Origin of the sequence: Streptomyces sp. NPDC096152 (assembly GCF_044763235.1) — a bacterium.
Classification (GTDB): Bacteria; Actinomycetota; Actinomycetes; order Streptomycetales; family Streptomycetaceae; genus Streptomyces.
Genome location: NZ_JBIWFW010000010.1, coordinates 1 through 17,892 on the forward strand (window position 1 = coordinate 1; position 17,892 = coordinate 17,892).

Here is a 17,892-nt window from a genome sequence, read left to right on the forward strand (position 1 = left end):
CAGCTCGCGGGTGTCGGAGACGGTGACCAGCTCCCGCAGCGGATACCGGGCCAGCGCCGCGTCCACCTCCGGCGTCAACCCCGCCGACAGCCGGGAGGACGCCGGAAGGCTCTCGTCCCGCAGGGCGCCGACCGCGGCCACCAGGGCGTCGCGCCGGCCGTCCTCCTCGGGGATCCCGGCGGCGGCGCGCTCGTACAGCCGGGCCCCCTCCTCCAGGACCAGCTCCGTGTCCTGACCGGCGGGGATCTTGATCTGGGCGTGGTGCCGCCAGGTGGTGACGGGATCGCCCCACGCCTCGACGGTGTACGTCCAGCGGCCGGGCTCCCCGGCGGTCACGGTGGCGCCCCAGCGGTCGGTGCCGGGGGCCAGTTCGCGCATCGGGGTCCAGGGGCCGGCACGCCCCTCCGGATCGCGCAGGACGACATTGGCGGCCACGGCGTCGTGGCCCTCACGGAAGACGGTGGCCGAGATCTCGAACGACTCTCCGGTCACCGCCTTGGCGGGGCGGCGGCCGCACTGGACGACCGGGCGCACGTCGAGGACGGGTATCCGGCCGACGGCGGTGGCGCCGCCCGCGGAGGGTCGCTCCGGGGCCGGCGGGCCGGCCCCGAGGGGGTGCGCCGGTGGTGCTTCGGTGCCGGGAATGCTGCTGGTCGGGGGTGCTGCCGAGTGGTGCGTGGCGGGCATGACCGCTCCTGTCCGCGTCAACGAGGGTGTGGGCGGATGTCTGTGGGGAGGTGGGTCCTGCGTGGTCTACCTGGGGCGTACCGGTGGAGCCTTCCCACCCTATTCGGGTGAGCAATCCGGCACTTTGTTAACTACTCACGCGTATGTCTACACACAAGACCGGCCCCGTCCAGGAGCGGGCGGGGCCGGGGTCCTGGACATCCCGCCTACCCCGTGGGCACCTGCACAAGCCGGTTCGGCGAGCCGGGGCCCGGGTCGCCGACCCTGCCGGTCGCGGCCCCGGTGACCAGTGCCTTCGCGACCTGCGCCGGAGCCGCCCGCGGATGGCCGGACAGGTAGAGGGCGGCCGCGCCCGCCGCGTGCGGGGCGGCCGTCGACGTGCCCGAAAAAGTTGCCCGGGAAGTGTCGCTCGCCGCGGAGGCGGAGGTGATCGACACGCCGGGGGCGAACAGGTCGAGTGCCGAGCCGGTGTTCGAGAACCCGGCCCGGGCGTCCCGGCCGTCGACGGCGCCCACGGTGATCGCCTCCCGCACGTCCGCGGGCGAGAACAGGGCGGCGGCACGGCCGCCGTTGCCCGCGGCCACGGTGTAGGTGACCCCCGACCTGATCGAGGCGCGCACCGCCGCGTCGAGCTGGGCGTCGTAGGGACCGCCGAGGCTGAGATTGGCGACCGCGGGCTTGCGGGCGTGCCGGGTCACCCAGTCGATCCCCGCGATGACCTGGGACATCGTCCCGGTGCCGTCGTCCCCGAGGACCCGCACGGCGACGACGCGGGCCCGCTTCGCGACGCCGTAGGCCGTGCCCGCGACGATGCCCGCGATGTGTGTGCCGTGGCCGTTGCCGTCCCCGGCGGCCGGGTCGTGACCGACGAAGTCCCAGCCGTAGCCGGCGCGGCCGCCGAAGTCCCGGTGGGTGATCCGGACCCCGGTGTCGATCACGTAGACGGTGACGCCCCGGCCGCCGGCGTCGGGAGCGGTGTACGTCCGGTTCAGCGGCAGCGTGCGCTGGTCGACCCGGTCCAGGCCCCAGGACGGCGGGTTCGTCTGGGTGCGGTCGAGCCGCACGCGGACGTCCTGGACCACCGAGGCGACCCGGGGGTCCGCCGCGAGCCGCCGCGCCTGTCTCGCGTCGGCGCGCACGGCGTAGCCGTTCAGGGCCCTGCCGTAGGCCTGGCTGACTCTCGCGCCGTAGGCCGTGGCGACCGCCCGCCCGACCGCCGACGCGGCCGGTGTGCCCGCCCGTAACGTGACCAGGTAGCTTCCGGTGACGGAGCCGGGCCGGCCGGCGCCGAACACCTGCCCCTCCGGGGCGGCGTGCGCGGGCAGGGTGGCGGCCGAAAGCGCCGCGGCGCAGACCGCCGCGATCAGGCCCCCCGCCCGGCGCAGACGCCGCGTACGCGTCCGTGCCATGGTCCGAGTCCCCTCCTCCACTCGGCGTACGGGAGCAGCCTCTCGTGGGCGGGAGGGGGCGACAAGAACGCCTGCGGGGCCGGAACCGGCCAAAGCGGAGGGAGCGCTTTGCCGGGCCGTGGGCCGCAGGCCCAGCGGTACCCGGCCCGTCACCGGTACCGTTCTGAGTGACCGTACGCACAGTGCCGTGCGTCCATCCAGCGAACGCGCCGAGGTGGAGTGTGAAGGCGATCCGTCGGTTCACCGTCCGTCCCGTTCTCCCCGAGCCCCTCCGGCCACTGAGCGAGCTGGCCCGCAACCTGCGCTGGTCCTGGCACGCCGAGACGCGCGACCTCTTCCAGTCCGTCGACCCGGAGCGCTGGGCCTCCTCCGGCGGCGACCCGGTGCGCCTGCTCGGCAGCGTGGCCCCCGCGCGCCTCGCCGAGCTGGCCGGGGACCGCCGTTTCCTGCGCCGCCTGACCGCGGCCGCCGACGACCTGCACGACTACCTGACCGGCGACCGCTGGTACCAGACCCAGTCCGCCGGACTGCCCGCCGCCGTCGCCTACTTCTCGCCCGAGTTCGGCATCACCGCCGCCCTGCCGCAGTACTCCGGCGGGCTCGGCATCCTCGCCGGCGACCACCTGAAGGCGGCCAGCGACCTCGGTGTGCCGCTGATCGGGGTGGGCCTGCTGTACCGGCACGGCTACTTCCGCCAGACCCTGTCCCGGGACGGCTGGCAGCAGGAGCACTACCCGGTCCTCGACCCCAACGAGCTGCCCGTCGGCCTGCTGAAGGAGGCCGACGGCTCCGCCGCGCGGGTCTCGCTCGCGCTGCCCGGCGGCAGGGCGCTGCACGCCCGTGTCTGGCTGGCCCAGGTCGGCCGGATCCCGCTGCTGCTGCTGGACTCCGACGTCGAGGAGAACGACCTCGGCGAGCGCGGGGTGACCGACCGGCTCTACGGCGGCGGCAGCGAGCACCGGCTGCTGCAGGAGATGCTGCTGGGTATAGGAGGGGTCCGGGCGGTACGGACGTACTGCCGGCTCACCGGCCATCCCGAGCCCGAGGTCTTCCACACCAACGAGGGGCACGCCGGGTTCCTCGGCCTGGAGCGCATCGCGGAGTTGTGCGACCGGGGGCTGGACTTCGACGCCGGCCTGGAGGCGGTGCGCGCGGGGACCGTCTTCACCACCCACACCCCCGTCCCGGCCGGCATCGACCGCTTCGACCGCGAGCTGGTCGCCCGGCACTTCGGGCCCGAGGCGGAGCTGCCGCGCATCGACGTGGAGCGTGTCCTGGCGCTCGGCATGGAGAGCTACCCGGGCGGCGAGCCGAACCTGTTCAACATGGCCGTGATGGGCCTGCGCCTGGCGCAGCGCGCCAACGGCGTCTCGCTGCTGCACGGGCGGGTCAGCCGGGAGATGTTCGCCGGCCTGTGGCCCGGATTCGACCCCGACGAGGTGCCGATCACCTCGGTCACCAACGGGGTGCACGCCCCGACCTGGGTCGCCCCCGAGGTCTTCCGGCTGAGCGCCCGGCAGATCGGCGCCCAGCGCACCGAGGACGCCCTCTCGGTCGGCGGGTCCGAGCGCTGGGACTCGGTCGCCGACATCCCCGACCAGGACGTCTGGGAGCTGCGCCGCGACCTGCGGGAGCAGCTCGTGACGGAGGTGCGCCGGCGGCTGCACGCCTCCTGGCGGCAGCGCGGCGCGGGGGAGGCCGAGCTGGGCTGGATCGAGGGGGTGCTCGATCCGGACGTCCTGACCATCGGGTTCGCGCGCCGGGTCCCGTCGTACAAGCGGCTGACGCTGATGCTGCGGGACCGCGACCGCCTGATGGACCTGCTGCTGCACCCCGAGCGGCCGATCCAGCTCGTGGTCGCGGGCAAGGCGCACCCGGCGGACGACGGTGGCAAGCGGCTCATCCAGGAACTGGTGCGGTTCGCCGACGACCCGCGGGTCCGCCACCGGATCGTCTTCCTGCCGGACTACGGCATGGCGATGGCGCAGAAGCTCTACCACGGCTGCGACGTGTGGCTGAACAACCCGCTGCGGCCGCTGGAGGCGTGCGGCACCTCCGGGATGAAGGCCGCGCTCAACGGCTGCCTGAACCTGTCGGTGCTGGACGGCTGGTGGGACGAGTGGTTCCAGCCCGACTTCGGCTGGGCGATCCCGACCGCGGACGGAGCGGGCACCGATCCGGACCACCGTGACGACGTGGAGGCCGCCGCCCTGTACGAGCTGCTCGAACAGCGGGTCGCCCCGCGCTTCTACGAGCGCGGGCGGGGCGGGCTGCCCGACCGCTGGATCGAGATGGTGCGCCGGACCCTGACCCTGCTCGGGCCGAAGGTGCTGGCCGGACGCATGGTCCGCGAGTACGTCGACCGCCTCTACAGCCCGGCCGCCCACGCCCACCGCGCGCTGGACCACGACGCGGCGCGTGAACTGGCGGCCTGGAAGGCGCGGGTGCGGGCGGCCTGGCACGAGGTGACCGTCGACCACGTGGAGACCTCCGCCGCCACGGCCACCGCTCAACTCGGCAGCACCCTCGACCTGCGGGTACGGGTCGGTCTCGGGGGCCTGGGCCCGGACGACGTCGAGGTGCAGGCCGTCTCCGGCCGGGTGGACGAGGAGGACCGCATCGCGGACGCGACCACGGTCCCGCTGAAACCGGCGGGCGGCCCCGACCCCGAGGGCCGCTGGCTCTACGACGGCCCCCTCGCCCTGGACCGCACGGGCCCCTACGGCTACACGGTCCGCATCCTCCCCTCCCACCGCCTCCTGGCCTCCAGCTCCGAACTGGGCCTCCTGGCGGTCCCCTCGGAGGAGACGGGAGAGGGAGCGGGCGTTCTCATGCGCTGATCACGACGGGCCGTACGCTCTCCGTCAGGGGCGAGCGATCTTTGCTCGCCCTTGACGCCCGCCATGCTCTCTCTATCCGCGTCATACCTGACGCATACTCAGCCTCATTACGGTCGTGCGTGACATGCGCACAACGTGAGCCCCGCCGCGTCGGTCGTCCTGGGCCTGGCCCTGACGGTCGCGGGCGCCGGCGAGGAGGTCGCGGGCGGGCTGCTGGACTGCACCGTCATCGGAGCCGCCCTCGGCATCCCCATCAACGTCGCCGCCGCGGCCCAGATGGCCGTCGGGGTGTCCATCGCGGGCGCCGGGATGGCCAACATCCTCAACGACGCCGCGGGCCCCGACCGGGTCCAGATGTCGTCCGACGGGTCGGGCGGCGGCGGGGGCGGTGACTGGGACCCCGCGGCCGCGGAGCGGACCAGGCCCTCGGGGCAGGCCGACCCGAATGCCCGGCCCCGCGGGAAGCCGGAGTCGCTCAGCAAGAACGACGACGCGGAGACGGTTCGCGCGAAGGGGCGGGAGGTGCACTCGGCCGACACCCTCGCGAAACAGGGATACGACGTCGAACAGACACCGGGTACCATCAACGGGAAAAATCCTGACTTTCGCATCGAGGGCAAGGTTTTCGACAACTACGCCCCCACGGCGAAGAATCCGCGTTCCATCTGGACTGCGGTGCAGAAGAAAGTGGACGCAGGCCAGACGGAACGCGTCGTGCTGAATCTCGGTGACAGTGACGCCGATCTCGGGGCGCTGCGGAGTCAGTTTCAGAGCTGGCCCATGGGCGGTCTGAAAGAGGTCATGGTGATCGACCGCGCGGGCAATGTGGTCCACCTTTATCCGTAGCATCCGGAGGAGTCCGTATGGCCATCGCATACGACCTTGACTGCGCGACGCGGTTGCCCGCGGACGAGGTTGCGGCCCACGTGCAGGAAATCGGCAGGGAGACCGGTGTCCTCGACGCCTCGGTCACGTCGGAGCGACTGGCCGGGGACGGTGCGGCGACACGGCTCGGCACCTGGATCCGCGTGGTCACCTCGAGACCGCCGCAGCCGTGGGACCCCATCGTCACCGACCTCGCCTTCACTCCGACGGTCGGCACTGTGTTCCGGATGGCCAAGGGGGTCGAGGTCTCGGACCAGCAGGACGACATGATCCGGCTGGTCGTCCCTCTCCTGGAGCGGATGGACGGCGACGCGGTGCTGCACTCCGATTTCGAGACCGTCTGGCTGCTTCGCAAGAAGGACGAGCTGAGCCTCAACGAGGACGACGACCTCTGGCGTCCCCAGCGGCTGGCGCTCGTGAAGCAGCCCTACCGTCGGGAAACGCACATCATGGAATCTCTTTTCTCGGACTGACTGGGTCATGACGTTCAGATTTCACTCCAGCGACCTGCCCGGACGGGACATCTGGTGTCCCGGCGCGGAGGTCGCCCACGCCTTCATCGGCAGTGCCACGGTCTTCTCCGGGGTGTTCGGCGTGGGCTCGGGCGTCGGCATCCCCGTCGACGGCGTATGCGTCGTGGACGTCCGGGACCTCGGCGCGCTCGTCGGCGCGGCCGTTCGCCGGTTCACCAGGACCGAGCAGGGCATCCTGCGCTCCCTGTCCCTCGGCTTCATCACCACGTCCCTGGTGCTCGTCGACCGGGCCGGGCACCCCGTGCCGGCGATGCCCGGACCGGAGCAGGAGCGGGCGTGGACGGCGCTGCGCGACCAGCACGCGCGGGCGATGCCCGTCTGACCGAATCCCGGCCGCGCCGCCGGAACTCTCAGAACTCCGAGGCGTCCGCGCACAGTCTGCGCAGGACGGTGCCGCAGCGGCGGGCGTAGGCGTGCTGGAGGCCTCGGGCGGCGGGGCCGCCGGCGCGGGTGTACCACTTGGCCGGGCGGCTGAAGGCGGACACCGTCAGCCAGACCGTGCCGTCGCCGGTGCGGTCCACGACGAAGGCCTCCTCGCCGCACTCCGGGTGGCCGGGCAGGGTGCCGTAGGCCCAGCCCGCCCGACGGGATTCGGCCATCGTCCAGACGACCCGGCACGGCGCCTTGATCACGCCGGCCACGGTGACGGTGACCTCGGCGCCGGGCTCCGCGCGCTCGGCGCCGGTCTCGATGCCGACGCCGATCGCCCGGTGCAGCTCCCAGCTCAGCAGGGCCTCACGCGCCCGCCGGAACACCTCCTCGCCCTCGCCGATGCGGGTGCGCACGTGCAGGTGGTGGAAGCCCGGCGGGCAGGTGGAGAGATCGTCGCGCGTGGCGCCGACCTCCGTGTAGGTGAAGTCCTGCGAAGACATGGGACCCAAGCGTAGGGCGGCACCCGGAACGTCTCCGTCCCGGGTGCCGCTTGCCTCAACAGCCTTTTGATCAGGCGACGTTGACGGCAGTCCAGGCCGCCGCCACCGCGTTGTACTCGGCGCTGCCGGAGCCGTACAGCGCCGACGCCGCGCTCAGGGTCGCCGTACGGGCGGCCGTGTAGTTCGTGGTCGACGTCATGTACGTGGTCAGCGCCTTGTACCAGATCTGCAGCGCCTTGTCGCGGCCGATGCCGGTGACCGTGGAGCCGTTGTACGTCGGCGAGTTGTAGCTCACGCCGTTGACCGTCTTCGCGCCGCTGCCCTCGGACAGCAGGTAGAAGAAGTGGTTGGCGACACCGGACGAGTAGTGCACGTCCAGGCCGCCCACGGACGAGGACCAGTAGTCGGCGGAGGAGCCGTCCTTGCTGGGCTTGTCCATGTAGCGCAGCGGGGTGCCGTTGCCGTTGATGTTGATCTTCTCGCCGATGAGGTAGTCACCCGGGTCGGACGCGTTGTTGGCGTAGAACTCCACGCCGGTGCCGAAGATGTCGGAGGTGGCCTCGTTCAGGCCGCCGGACTCACCGGAGTAGTTCAGGCCCGCGGTGTTGGAGGTGACACCGTGGCTCATCTCGTGGCCGGCCACGTCCATCGACGTCAGCGGGTGGGTGTTGCCCGAGCCGTCGCCGTAGGTCATGCAGAAGCAGCTGTCGTCCCAGAACGCGTTGACGTACGCGTTGCCGTAGTGGACGCGGGAGTAGGCGCCGACACCGTTGTTCTTGATGCCGTTGCGGCCGAAGGTGTTCTTGTAGAAGTCCCACGTCACCTGGGCGCCGTAGGCGGCGTCCGCGGCGGCCGTCTCGTCCGAGGCGGAGCTGGAGGCGGTGCCGGTGCCCCACACGTCGTCCGAGCCGGTGAACAGCGTGCCCTGGGTGGGGCTCTGCTGGTGGGCCTTGTTGTACACCTTGTGCCCGCCGCGCGTGGTGTCGTACAGCTGGTACGTCGACCCCGACAGGGTGGTGTTGAGGGTCACCGTGCCCGAGTAGAGGGTCTTGCCGGTGCCGGTCTCGATGCCCTGGTACTCGTAGAGCTTCTTGCCGGTGGCCGCGTCGGTGATGACGTGCAGCTCGTTCGGGGTGCCGTCGTCCTGGAGGCCGCCGACGACCGTCTCGTAGGCGAGGACCGGGGTGCCCTTGCCCGCCCAGATGACCTTGCGCGGGGCGCTGTCGGCCGCGGTCTTCTCCGAACCGGCGGCCCGGGCGACGGACAGGGCCTGCTTCTCCGCCTTGGCGGCGGCGATCTGCGGCTTGAGCGAGGCGACCTTGATGGCCGACTTGGCGGCCCGGGTGACGCCCTCCGTCCTGCCGGCCTCGGAGGTGTGCACGATGAGGTCGCCGCCGAGCACGGGCAGGCCGGCGTAGGTGCGCTCGTAGCGGGTGTGCAGGGTGCCGTCGACGTCCTTCACGACGTCCTTGGCGACCAGCTTCTCCTTGGTGCCGAGGCCTATCCGGCGAGCCGTGTCGCTCGCGCCGGCCTGCGCCTGCTGGATCAGGGTGTTGCGCGCCGCGGCGGACAGCGCGGTCGGGGCGGCGGCCAGGGGCGCCCTGCCGGCCGTGTCGGCCACGGGCTGGGCCGACGCGCTGGTGGTCAGAGCGGTGCTGAGCAGGGCTCCGGCGGCGACGGCGGTGGCGAGGGCCAGGGTGGTGCGGTGGTGACGCGCGTAGCGGGGAGTCACACAAGCTCCTTGGTGGGGGAGTCCGGTCGGTGTGGGGTCACCGGGCCGGATCGCTGGTGAGGGGTTGTGCAGTGCTCGTGCGGCGGGTGCAGGAAGAGTGACACCTGGGGCGCGTACATGTCAGGAGCCTGAAGTGATGTTGGCTGAAAATCGACTGTCCGGTAAATGTTTCGGCTACATGAACGGGCGCCGCCCCGGGCGTGCAATCGCCGGGACGGCGCCCTGAACGGGAGTGTCCGACGGGCCTACGGGAAGGTCAGCTTCCAGCCGTCGATGTAGCCGGTGTCGTAGGTCGCGACGTCCTGGACGCGCAACTTCCAGGTGCCGTTGGCCGTTTCGGAGGAGGCGTTGACCGTGTAGGTCGCGTGCACGTCGTCCGCCGAGTCGGAGCCGCTGGAGTTCTTCAGCCGGTAGGCGGTGCCCGACGGGCCGATCAGGTCGATCACCAGGTCACCGCGCCAGGTGTGCACGATGTCGACCGAGACCGAGAGGTTCGACGGGGCGTTGCCGGACCGCCCGGAGACGGTGATCGACGAGGTCACCGCGGGACCGTTGTCCGGAATCGAGACGTTCGTGGTGTTCTCGAACGAGGTGCCGCCGCCCCCGCCGCCACCGGACCGCGAGCCGACCGCGACGCCCGCCCACGCGTCCTGCACCGCCTTGTACTCGGCGCTGGAGGTGCCGTACAGCTCGCCCGCCGCCGCGAGCGTGCCGGTACGGGCGCCCGCGTAGTTGGTGGTCGAGGTGAACTTCGTGGTGAGCGCCTTGTACCAGATCTGGAGCGCCTTGGCGCGCCCGATGCCGGTGACCGGAAGTCCGTCCGCCGTGGGCGAGTTGTAGCTGACGCCGTTGATGACCTTGGCGCCGCTGCCCTCGCTCAGCAGGTAGAAGAAGTGGTTCGCCGGGCCGGACGAGTAGTGCACGTCGATCGACCCGATGCCCGAGTACCAGCTGTCCTTGGACGCGCCGTCCTTGCTCGGCTTGTCCATGTAGCGCAGCGGGGTGCCGTCGCCGTTGATGTCGATCTTCTCGCCGATGAGGTAGTCGCCGACGTCGGAGCTGTTGTTGGCGTAGAACTCCACGCCGGTGCCGAAGATGTCGGAGGTGGCCTCGTTCAGGCCGCCGGACTCGCCGGAGTAGTTCAGGCCCGCGGTGTTGGAGGTGACACCGTGGCTCATCTCGTGGCCGGCCACGTCCAGCGAGGTCAGCGGGTCCGCGTTCCCGGAGCCGTCGCCGTAGGTCATGCAGAAGCAGCCGTCGTCCCAGAACGCGTTGACGTACGCGTTGCCGTAGTGCGTCCGCGAGTAGGCGGCCACGCCGTCGTTGCGGATGCCGCTGCGGCCGAAGGTGCTCTTGTAGAAGTCCCAGGTGACCGCCGCGCCGTAGTGCGCGTCCGCGCCCGCGGTCGCCGCGTTCGACGTGGTGCCGTTGCCCCAGGTGTCGGTGGACTGCGAGAACAGCGTGCCGGTGCCCGAGGTGCCGTGGTTCAGGTTGTACGTCTTGTGGCCGCCGCGCGCGCCGTCGTTCAGCGTGTACGTCGAACCCGACTGCGTCGTCGTCAGGTTCACCTGCCCGCTGTACTGGGTGTTGCCGATGCCGGTCTCGATGCCCTGGTACTCGTAGAGCTTCTTGCCGGTGGCCGCGTCGGTGACGACGTGCAGCTCGTTCGGGGTGCCGTCGTCCTGGAGGCCGCCGACGACCGTCTCGTAGGCGAGCACGGGCCTGCCGCTCGCCGCCCAGATGACCGTGCGCGCCCTGTCGGCCGCCGACTTGGTGCTGCCGAGGGCCCTGGCGCGCTGGACGGCCTGCTTCTCGGCGGTCGCCCTGGACACGCTCGGGGTGAGGTCGCCGACCGCGAGCGCGGCGTTCGTCGCCTTGACGACGTGCTCGGTACGGCCGGATTTGGCGGTGTCGACGACGAGGTCGCCGCCGAGCACGGGCAGGCCGGCGTAGGTGCGCTCGTAGCGGGTGTGCAGCGTGCCGTCGGCGTCCTTGACGACGTCACGGACGACGAGCTTCTCCTTGGCGCCCAGACCGATGTCCCGCGCCGTCCGCGTCGTGGCGCCGTCGGCGGCGCGGATCAGCTCCGCGCGCTGCGAGGGCGTCAGCTTCACGGCGAGGTGGGCCGGGTCGGCCTTCCCGGACGGGGCCTGGGCCGGGGCGGCGGTCGCGGCGCCCGACTGGACGGCCACGGCGATGAGGGCGGCGACGCCGGCCAGGGCTATGCCGGCCGTGCGGCGCTGGGGGGTGTGGGAGGTGCGTCTGCGCGAGGAAATGCTTCTCAACACTGACTCCTTCTGCGGGCCGTGGGTCGCACGGCCAGGGGAGACCGGACGGAATGTGGGCCGTCCGGGCAGAACTGGGAACGCGGAACCAGGTGCGGAGGTGCCGTGCCGGGTCACAGGGGATGGTGCCGTGGACGGATCCGTGGGTGGATCCGTGGGCGCGTGGGGGGATCTGTGGGGGGTTTCGTGGGGTGATGCTGTGGGGCTGCTGTGCTCCCGGCCGTGGGAAGAGTGGCAGGAGATCGCCACTTCTGTCAGGAGCGCGTCACATATTTGGCCGGAATTCGTTCGTTGTCCGGATGTTCATGTTCGGTATGCGGACCGTCTGCCGGGCGGTCGACAGGGGGTGCGAGAGGCGGTTGCCGACGCGACGCTTCGGGGTCGCGGCCACCGGAGTCGGGGAAGGGCGAAGCGCTGGTCAGGCGCCGTGCCAGGTCCGCCACAGCGCCGCGTACGCCCCGCCCGCCGCGACCGGTTTCAGGCGTCGATCAAGGTCACACCAGGCTGTCGCGCCAGGCGCGGTGCAGGTCCGCGAAGTGGCCCGTGCCCGCGATGAGATCGGCCGGACGGCCGTCCTCGATGATCCGGCCGTGCTCCATCACCAGCACCCGGTCGGCGATCTCCACGGTGGACAGCCGGTGGGCGATCACCACGGCCGTCCGGCCCGCGAGGACGGTCGCCATCGCGCGCTGCACGGCCCGTTCACCCGGGATGTCGAGCGAGCTGGTCGCCTCGTCGAGGATCAGCACCGCCGGGTCGGCCAGCAACGCCCTTGCGAACGCGACCAGTTGGCGCTGGCCGGCGGAGATTCGGCCGCCCCGCTTGCGGACGTCGGTGTCGTAGCCGTCGGGCAGCGCGGCGATGAAGTCGTGCGCGCCGATCGCCTTCGCCGCCCGCTCGATCTCCTCGCGGCCCGCGTCCGGGCGGCCGATGGCGATGTTCTCGGCGACCGTGCCGGAGAAGAGGAACGCCTCCTGCGTCACCATGACCACCCCGCGCCGAAGTTCGGGCACGGCGAGGTCGCGCAGGTCGGTGCCGTCCAGCAGCACCCGGCCGTCGGAGGGGTCGTAGAACCGGGCGAGCAGCTTGGCCAGCGTGGACTTGCCCGCGCCGGTGGAGCCGACGACCGCGACGGTCTGCCCGGCCGGAACGGTCAGGTCGAAGCGGGGCAGCACCTCCCCGCCGGTGCGGTAGCCGAAGCGGACCCCGTCGAAGACGACCTCGCGGCCCGGCTCGCGCGAACGGCGGTCCGGAAGCCGCCTCGGCTCCGACGGCTCGGGCACGGTCGGCGTCTGCGCGAGCAGCCCGGCGATCTTCTCCAGCGAGGCGGCCGCCGACTGGTAGGAGTTGAGGAACATGCCCAGCCGGTCGATCGGGTCGTACAGACGGCGCAGGTACAGCACCGAGGCCGCCAGCACACCCAGCTCCAGCGAGCCCTCCGCCACCCGGTAGGCGCCCCACAGCACGATCACCGCGACCGTCGTGTTGGCCACCAGCCGGGAGCCGACGACATAGCGGGCCATCTCCAGCAGCGCGTCGCCGTTGGTCCGCTCGTGCCGCCCGTTCAGCACCCGGAAGTCGGCGTCGTTGGCCGCCTCGCGGCGGAACGCGCGCACCGGCCGGATACCGTTCATCGTCTCCACGAACTTCACGATCACCGCCGCGATCGCGGTGGACCGCGCGCGGTACACCCGGCCCGCGCGGCGCTGGTACAGCCGGACGAGCAGGTACAGCGGCACGAACGAGGCCACCGCCACCGCGCCCAGCCCGAGATCCAGCCACAGCAGCATCGCCGAGATGTAGACGAACGACAGCACGACGGTGACCAGTTCCTGAAGCCCCTCCTCGAGGAGTTCGCGCAGCGACTCGACGTCCGTCGTGGAGCGGGAGATGAGCCTGCCCGAGGTGTAGCGCTCGTGGAAGTCGACGCTGAGCGCCTGCGCGTGGCGGAAGATGCGTCCGCGCAGGTCCAGCAGCACGTCCTGGTTGACGTGGGCCGAGGCCACGATGAAGGCCCACTGCAGGGCGCCGGCGGCCAGCGCGCACAGCAGATAGGCGACGGCCACCGCGACCAGCGGTCCGCGCTCGTGCGCCCGGAAGGCCGGTACGGCGTGGTCGATGGCGTACGCCACCAGCAGCGGGCCCGCCTGGACGGCCGCCTGCTGGAGCAGCAGCAGGACGGTGGTACCGGCGACGCGGGCCCTCAGGGGGGCGAGCAGCGAGCGCAGCAGCGCCCCCGTGGCGCCGGGGGCGCTCGGCAGGACGTCCCGGTCGAAGGGGTCGCCGGCGTCGCCGGGGCCGGGCGGATCCTGCTCGTCGTCGGTGGCGGGGACGGACGTCATGGGGGCGGTCATCGTTCGTCCTCCTCCTCTTCCCGTGCGGTCCCGGACATCAGATGGGCGTACTCGGCGTTGGTGCGCAGCAGTTCGTGGTGGGTGCCTACGGCGCTGATCCGGCCGCCGGAGAGCAGGGCGACGCGGTCGGCGAGCAGGACCGTGGAAGGGCGGTGCGCCACGATGAGGGCGGTGGTGCCGGTGAGGACCTGCCGCAGCGCGGCCTCCACGGCGGCCTCGGTGTGCACGTCCAGGGCGGACAGCGGGTCGTCCAGCACCAGGAAGCGGGGGCGGCCGACGACGGCCCGGGCCAGCGCGAGCCGCTGCCGCTGCCCGCCGGAGAGGCTGAGCCCCTGTTCGCCCACCTGGGTGTCGGTGCCCTGGGGGAGGGCGTGCGCGAAGTCGGCCTGCGCGACGGACAGCGCGCGGTTCAGCTCGGCCGGGCCGGCGGGACCGCCGGCGCCCATGAGCACGTTGTCCCCGACGCTCGCCGAGAAGAGGGTGGGCTCCTCGAAGGCGACGGCGACGCGGGCGCGCAGGTCCGCGCGGGACAGGGCGGTGATGTCCTCGCCGTCCAGCGTGATCCGGCCCTCGGTCACCTCGTGCAGGCGCGGGACCAGGGCCGTGAGCGTGGTCTTGCCGCTGCCGGTCGCCCCGACGAGGGCAATGGACTCGCCGGGCCGGATGTGCAGGTCGATCCCGTCCAGCACGGGAGCGGAACCGGGCGGGGCGTCGGGGTAGCGGAAACGGACGCCGTGGAATCGGAGCCCCGTCTCCTCGGGGGCCGCCTCCGCCGCGGCCACCGAGCCGCGCCGCGCAGCCGCGGCCGCAGCCGTAGCCGCGGCCGTCTCCGTCTCCGGATCGGAGTCCATCACCTCGAAGTACCGCTCGGTCGCCGTCGCCGCCTCCTGGCTCATCGCCAGCAGGAAGCCGATCGACTCCACCGGCCAGCGCAGCGCGAGCGCCGTGGACAGGAAGGCCACCAGCGTCCCCGGCGACAGCTCTCCGTCGGCGACCTGCACGGCCCCGGTCACCAGCGCCGCGCCGATGGCCAGCTCCGGCAGGGTCATGATGACCGCCCAGATCGTCCCCAGCAGACGGGCCTTGCGCAGCTCGGTTCCGCGCAGCGTCCGCGACAGCTCCCGGAACGCCCGCGCCTGGCTGCGGTGCCGCCCGAACCCCTTGACGACCCGGATGCCGAGGACGCTCTCCTCTACCACCGTCGTCAGGTCCCCGACCTGGTCCTGCGCCTGCCGCGCCGCGGTGGCGTACCGCTTCTCGAAGACCACGCAGGTGGCGAGCAGAGGCGCCGCCGGACCGAGGATCACCAGCCCCAGGGTCCAGTCCTGCAGCAGCATGATGACGACGCCCACGACGATGGTCACGCCGTTGACCAGCAGGAACGTCAACGGGAAGGCGAGGAACATGCGCAGCAGCATCAGGTCCGTCGTGCCCCGGGACAGCAACTGGCCGGAGGCCCAGCGGTCGTGGAAGGCCACCGGCAGCCGCTGCAGATGCCGGTACAGGCCGGCCCGCATCTCCGCCTCGACGTGCGACAGCGGCCGCGCCACCAGCCAGCGCCGCAGCCCGAACAGCAGCGCCTCGGCCAGCCCGAGCAGCAGCAGGTACAGCGCCCCGAGCCATACGCCCCGCGGATCGCGATGGGCGACCGGTCCGTCCACCATCCACTTCAGGACCAGCGGGATCACCAGCCCCACACAGGAGGCGACGACCGCGACGAACGCGGCCGTGAACAGCCGCAGCCGCACCGGCCGCACATACGGCCACAGACGCAGCAGCGAGCGGACGGCGGAGCGCCCCGCGGGTTCCTCTAACGAGGCAGGCGTAGTGGACATCAGCAGCGAGCCTACGGATTGTTACTGACATCGCCCACCGAGTTTTGGCCGGACCTCGTTCGGCCGTTGGTCCTACGACCCGGCGGTTCGAGCGGTCGTACGGCGACTCGCGGTCACGGTGATTGCCCGCCCCGCCGTTGATCGCCAGCATGGGCCCGTGGTTCTGGTTCCGGGCTGGGTGTGGCAAGGGGGCCCGGTACGCAGGGCGCTGGGCGTCGGTCTGTGCGCCGGCGTCCTCTTCGGGGCCTTCGTCGCCGTCGAGTCCGGCTCCTGGGCGGCCGCCGCCGTGGCCCTGGTGGTGCTCGTTCCGTTGTACGGCGTTCGGTCGGCTCGCCGGATGAGCAGGGCGTGGCCCGGCGGCGCCGGCCTCGGGCCCGCGGACCGGGCGGAGGTGGTGCGGGCCACGCGCCGTGGCGAGGCCGTCGCGGACGCCCGGCTGGCGCCCGCGGTCCTCCAGTACGCCGGGGCGCTGCGCACGGTGATGGAGGAGGACCGGCTCCGATGGTGGGTGATGGCGCTCGTGGCCGCCGTGGCGGTGGCCCTGGGCGTGTACGACACGGCGGCCGGAACAGCCCGGGAGGCCCTGGTGTCGTGGCTGGTCGTCGTCCTGGTCGCGCTCGAGCTGACGTGGGCGCCCAGGAGGCGGGACCGCCTGGAGGCCCGGGTGGAGCGAGCGGAGGGCGAGGCCCGCGCGCTGTTGCGACCGGCCCCGTGAGCGGGGTCCCGCACCACAGGAGATCGCGGCACAGGGGATCGAGGTTCCCGCCGGGCGGCATCACGGCACCCCGAGTTCGAAGAGCGCGTATCCCGCGTACGACCCCGATGCCAGGGCCGCGACGCCGAGCACGGCGCACTGCGTGCGCAGGCCGAGCCGGCGCACGGCGACGGCCAGGGGGACGAACAACGGGAAGCAGGGGAGCAGGTAGCGCGAGACGTTGGCGAAGATCTGCTGGCTGCCGAGGACCAGGACGAGGGTCACAGCGGTGTGGACCATCAGCACCAGCGGTGGACGCAGCCGCAGCAGGAGCGGGACGAGGAGGACGGCGAGCAGAACGACTCCGACGCCGACGACATCCGCGAAGGGGAACGCCGACAGGTAGGTGAAGTGGCCCACCGGTACGGGCGTCAGCACGTCGAAGGTCTGCCGGCCGTAGTCGAAGCGGTGGGCCCAGGCGCCCGACTGGAGCTTGAAGTAGCCGCCGTAGTCGCCCATCCGGTGGCCCACCCAGCCCAGGTAGCCGAGCAGGCCGAGCGGGGCCAGGGCCACGGCCAGCAGGGGGCGCAGGACACCGTCCCGGCGGTCGCGCAGCGCGCCCAGCGCGGCCACGCCGAGCGCGGCGATCAGCGCGGCGGCCGTGGGACGGCTCAGGCCGGCCGTGAAGGTGAGCACCCCGGCGGTGAGCCAGCGGCGGGTCGTCACCGCGTAGCAGGTCCAGGCGGCGAGGGCGACGTAGAGGGACTCGGAGTAGACCGCCCACTCGGTGCCGGAGCCGGGCCAACCGCCCACAGGCCGGCCGCGGCGAGCCCGGCCCGCCGTCCGCCGAACCGGCCGGCGACGGCGCCGATCCCGAGGGCGGCGGCGAAGGAGGCGACGATCGAAACCAGCATCCCGGCGCCGTACGCACCCAGGCCGGTCGCCTCCGACGTCAGCCGCATCACCGCCGGGTAGAGCGGGAAGAAGGCCGCGGAGTTGCCCTCGAGGGTGATCAGGCCGGTGGCGCCCGGGACATGAACGAGCTTCGGGTCGTAGCCGTGCAGCGCGATCTGCCGGTACCACCAGCCGTCCCAGGTGGCCAGGACGTCCTACGGGTGCGCACCGCCACCGAAACGGGGGTTCCTGGTGCGGAAGTCACCGGCCGAGTGCAGCAGGTACATGAACGAGCAGAAGCCCGCCAGCTTCAGCGCGCCGAAGAAGGCGAGAACCGGGCCGTGCCGGCGGGCGGCGGCACGCAGCCGTTCCCGGGGGGCCGCGCACGCCCGCGCGGGCCGGCGCCGGCCCGCGGTCCCCGGGCCGTGCCCACCGGGCAGCCCAGGGTCTCCGCGACCTGCCGGTCCGGCAGGTCCTGGTAGTGGCGCAGCACGACGGCGGCCCGCTGCTGCGGGCGCAACTGGGCGAGCGCCGCCTCCAGTCGGGAGCGCTCGGCGACGGTCGCGGACATGTCGCCGGCCGCCGCCACCTCGGGCAGGTCCTCGACGGGACGCTCGCCCCACCAGCGCCGGCGGGCCGAGCGGGCCGCGGCCCGGGCCAGCACCTTGCGCACGTACGCCTCCGGCGCCTCGTCGGCGATCTTCGGCCAGACGAACCACAGCTTGACCAAGGACTCCTGCAACAGGTCCTCGGCCCGATGCCGATCACCTCCGGTGAGCAGACGGGCCAGATGGAACAACACCGGCCAGCGGGCCGCCACGAACGCGTCGTACTCACCGGCCCGAGCCTGCTCCATCCCCACGGTCCCCGTC

General features: G+C 72.4%; 13 protein-coding genes and 1 pseudogene. 5 read left to right on the plus strand and 9 right to left on the minus strand.

Features of this window, described 5'->3' with window-relative positions; translation table 11 throughout:
• Both ACIQ9G_RS30435 and ACIQ9G_RS30440 read right to left on the minus strand, forming a co-directional pair.
• A partial coding sequence (locus tag ACIQ9G_RS30435; protein WP_403615931.1) for a maltotransferase domain-containing protein occupies positions 1-687 on the minus strand: 687 nt, incomplete at its 3' end.
• Between the two features lie 206 nt (positions 688-893).
• Positions 894-2,096 (minus strand): S8 family peptidase, encoded by a 1,203-nt coding sequence (locus ACIQ9G_RS30440; RefSeq protein ID WP_403615934.1) that lies wholly within the window; start codon positions 2,094-2,096, stop codon positions 894-896.
• Positions 2,097-2,317: 221 nt separating this feature from the next.
• Between ACIQ9G_RS30440 and ACIQ9G_RS30445 the strand changes: the two genes are divergently transcribed.
• From ACIQ9G_RS30445 to ACIQ9G_RS30460, 4 genes are all read left to right on the plus strand, one after another.
• Positions 2,318-4,936 (plus strand): glycosyltransferase family 1 protein, encoded by a 2,619-nt coding sequence (locus ACIQ9G_RS30445; RefSeq protein WP_403615937.1) that lies wholly within the window; start codon positions 2,318-2,320, stop codon positions 4,934-4,936.
• Between the two features lie 135 nt (positions 4,937-5,071).
• Positions 5,072-5,782 (plus strand): hypothetical protein, encoded by a 711-nt coding sequence (locus tag ACIQ9G_RS30450; protein ID WP_403615940.1) that lies wholly within the window; start codon positions 5,072-5,074, stop codon positions 5,780-5,782.
• A 17-nt stretch (positions 5,783-5,799) separates the two neighbouring features.
• The gene (locus tag ACIQ9G_RS30455; RefSeq protein ID WP_403615944.1) at positions 5,800-6,294 is read left to right on the plus strand and encodes a SitI3 family protein; all 495 of its coding nucleotides are present in this window, start codon (positions 5,800-5,802) and stop codon (positions 6,292-6,294) included.
• A 7-nt stretch (positions 6,295-6,301) separates the two neighbouring features.
• Positions 6,302-6,676: a DUF6086 family protein gene (locus ACIQ9G_RS30460; RefSeq protein WP_403615946.1), complete on the plus strand. Its 375-nt coding sequence runs from the start codon at positions 6,302-6,304 to the stop codon at positions 6,674-6,676.
• 28 nt (positions 6,677-6,704) lie between these two features.
• On the opposite strand, the gene ACIQ9G_RS30465 is transcribed toward ACIQ9G_RS30460, so the two are convergent.
• From ACIQ9G_RS30465 to ACIQ9G_RS30485, 5 genes are all read right to left on the minus strand, one after another.
• Complete coding sequence (locus ACIQ9G_RS30465; RefSeq protein WP_403615949.1) at positions 6,705-7,226, minus strand: DUF1990 family protein; 522 nt, start codon at positions 7,224-7,226, stop codon at positions 6,705-6,707.
• A 70-nt stretch (positions 7,227-7,296) separates the two neighbouring features.
• Positions 7,297-8,958: a M4 family metallopeptidase gene (locus ACIQ9G_RS30470; protein WP_403615952.1), complete on the minus strand. Its 1,662-nt coding sequence runs from the start codon at positions 8,956-8,958 to the stop codon at positions 7,297-7,299.
• Positions 8,959-9,203: 245 nt separating this feature from the next.
• Complete coding sequence (locus ACIQ9G_RS30475) at positions 9,204-11,243, minus strand: M4 family metallopeptidase (RefSeq protein ID WP_403615955.1); 2,040 nt, start codon at positions 11,241-11,243, stop codon at positions 9,204-9,206.
• 494 nt (positions 11,244-11,737) lie between these two features.
• On the minus strand, positions 11,738-13,597 hold the full coding sequence (locus ACIQ9G_RS30480) for an ABC transporter ATP-binding protein (protein WP_403615957.1): 1,860 nt from the start codon (positions 13,595-13,597) through the stop codon (positions 11,738-11,740).
• Positions 13,594-15,432 (minus strand): ABC transporter ATP-binding protein, encoded by a 1,839-nt coding sequence (locus ACIQ9G_RS30485; RefSeq protein WP_403615959.1) that lies wholly within the window; start codon positions 15,430-15,432, stop codon positions 13,594-13,596. The genes ACIQ9G_RS30480 and ACIQ9G_RS30485 overlap by 4 nt, the downstream gene beginning before the upstream one ends.
• 157 nt (positions 15,433-15,589) lie before the next feature.
• Between ACIQ9G_RS30485 and ACIQ9G_RS30490 the strand changes: the two genes are divergently transcribed.
• Positions 15,590-16,147, plus strand: coding sequence for a hypothetical protein (locus ACIQ9G_RS30490; protein ID WP_403615961.1), 558 nt, complete (start codon positions 15,590-15,592; stop codon positions 16,145-16,147).
• Between the two features lie 60 nt (positions 16,148-16,207).
• Here ACIQ9G_RS30490 and ACIQ9G_RS30495 read toward each other — a convergent pair.
• Positions 16,208-17,385 (minus strand): annotated as a pseudogene (locus ACIQ9G_RS30495) (hypothetical protein).
• Positions 17,331-17,876: a SigE family RNA polymerase sigma factor gene (locus tag ACIQ9G_RS30500; protein WP_403616449.1), complete on the minus strand. Its 546-nt coding sequence runs from the start codon at positions 17,874-17,876 to the stop codon at positions 17,331-17,333. The pseudogene ACIQ9G_RS30495 and the gene ACIQ9G_RS30500 overlap by 55 nt, the downstream one beginning before the upstream one ends.
• Positions 17,877-17,892: the final 16 nt, after the last annotated feature.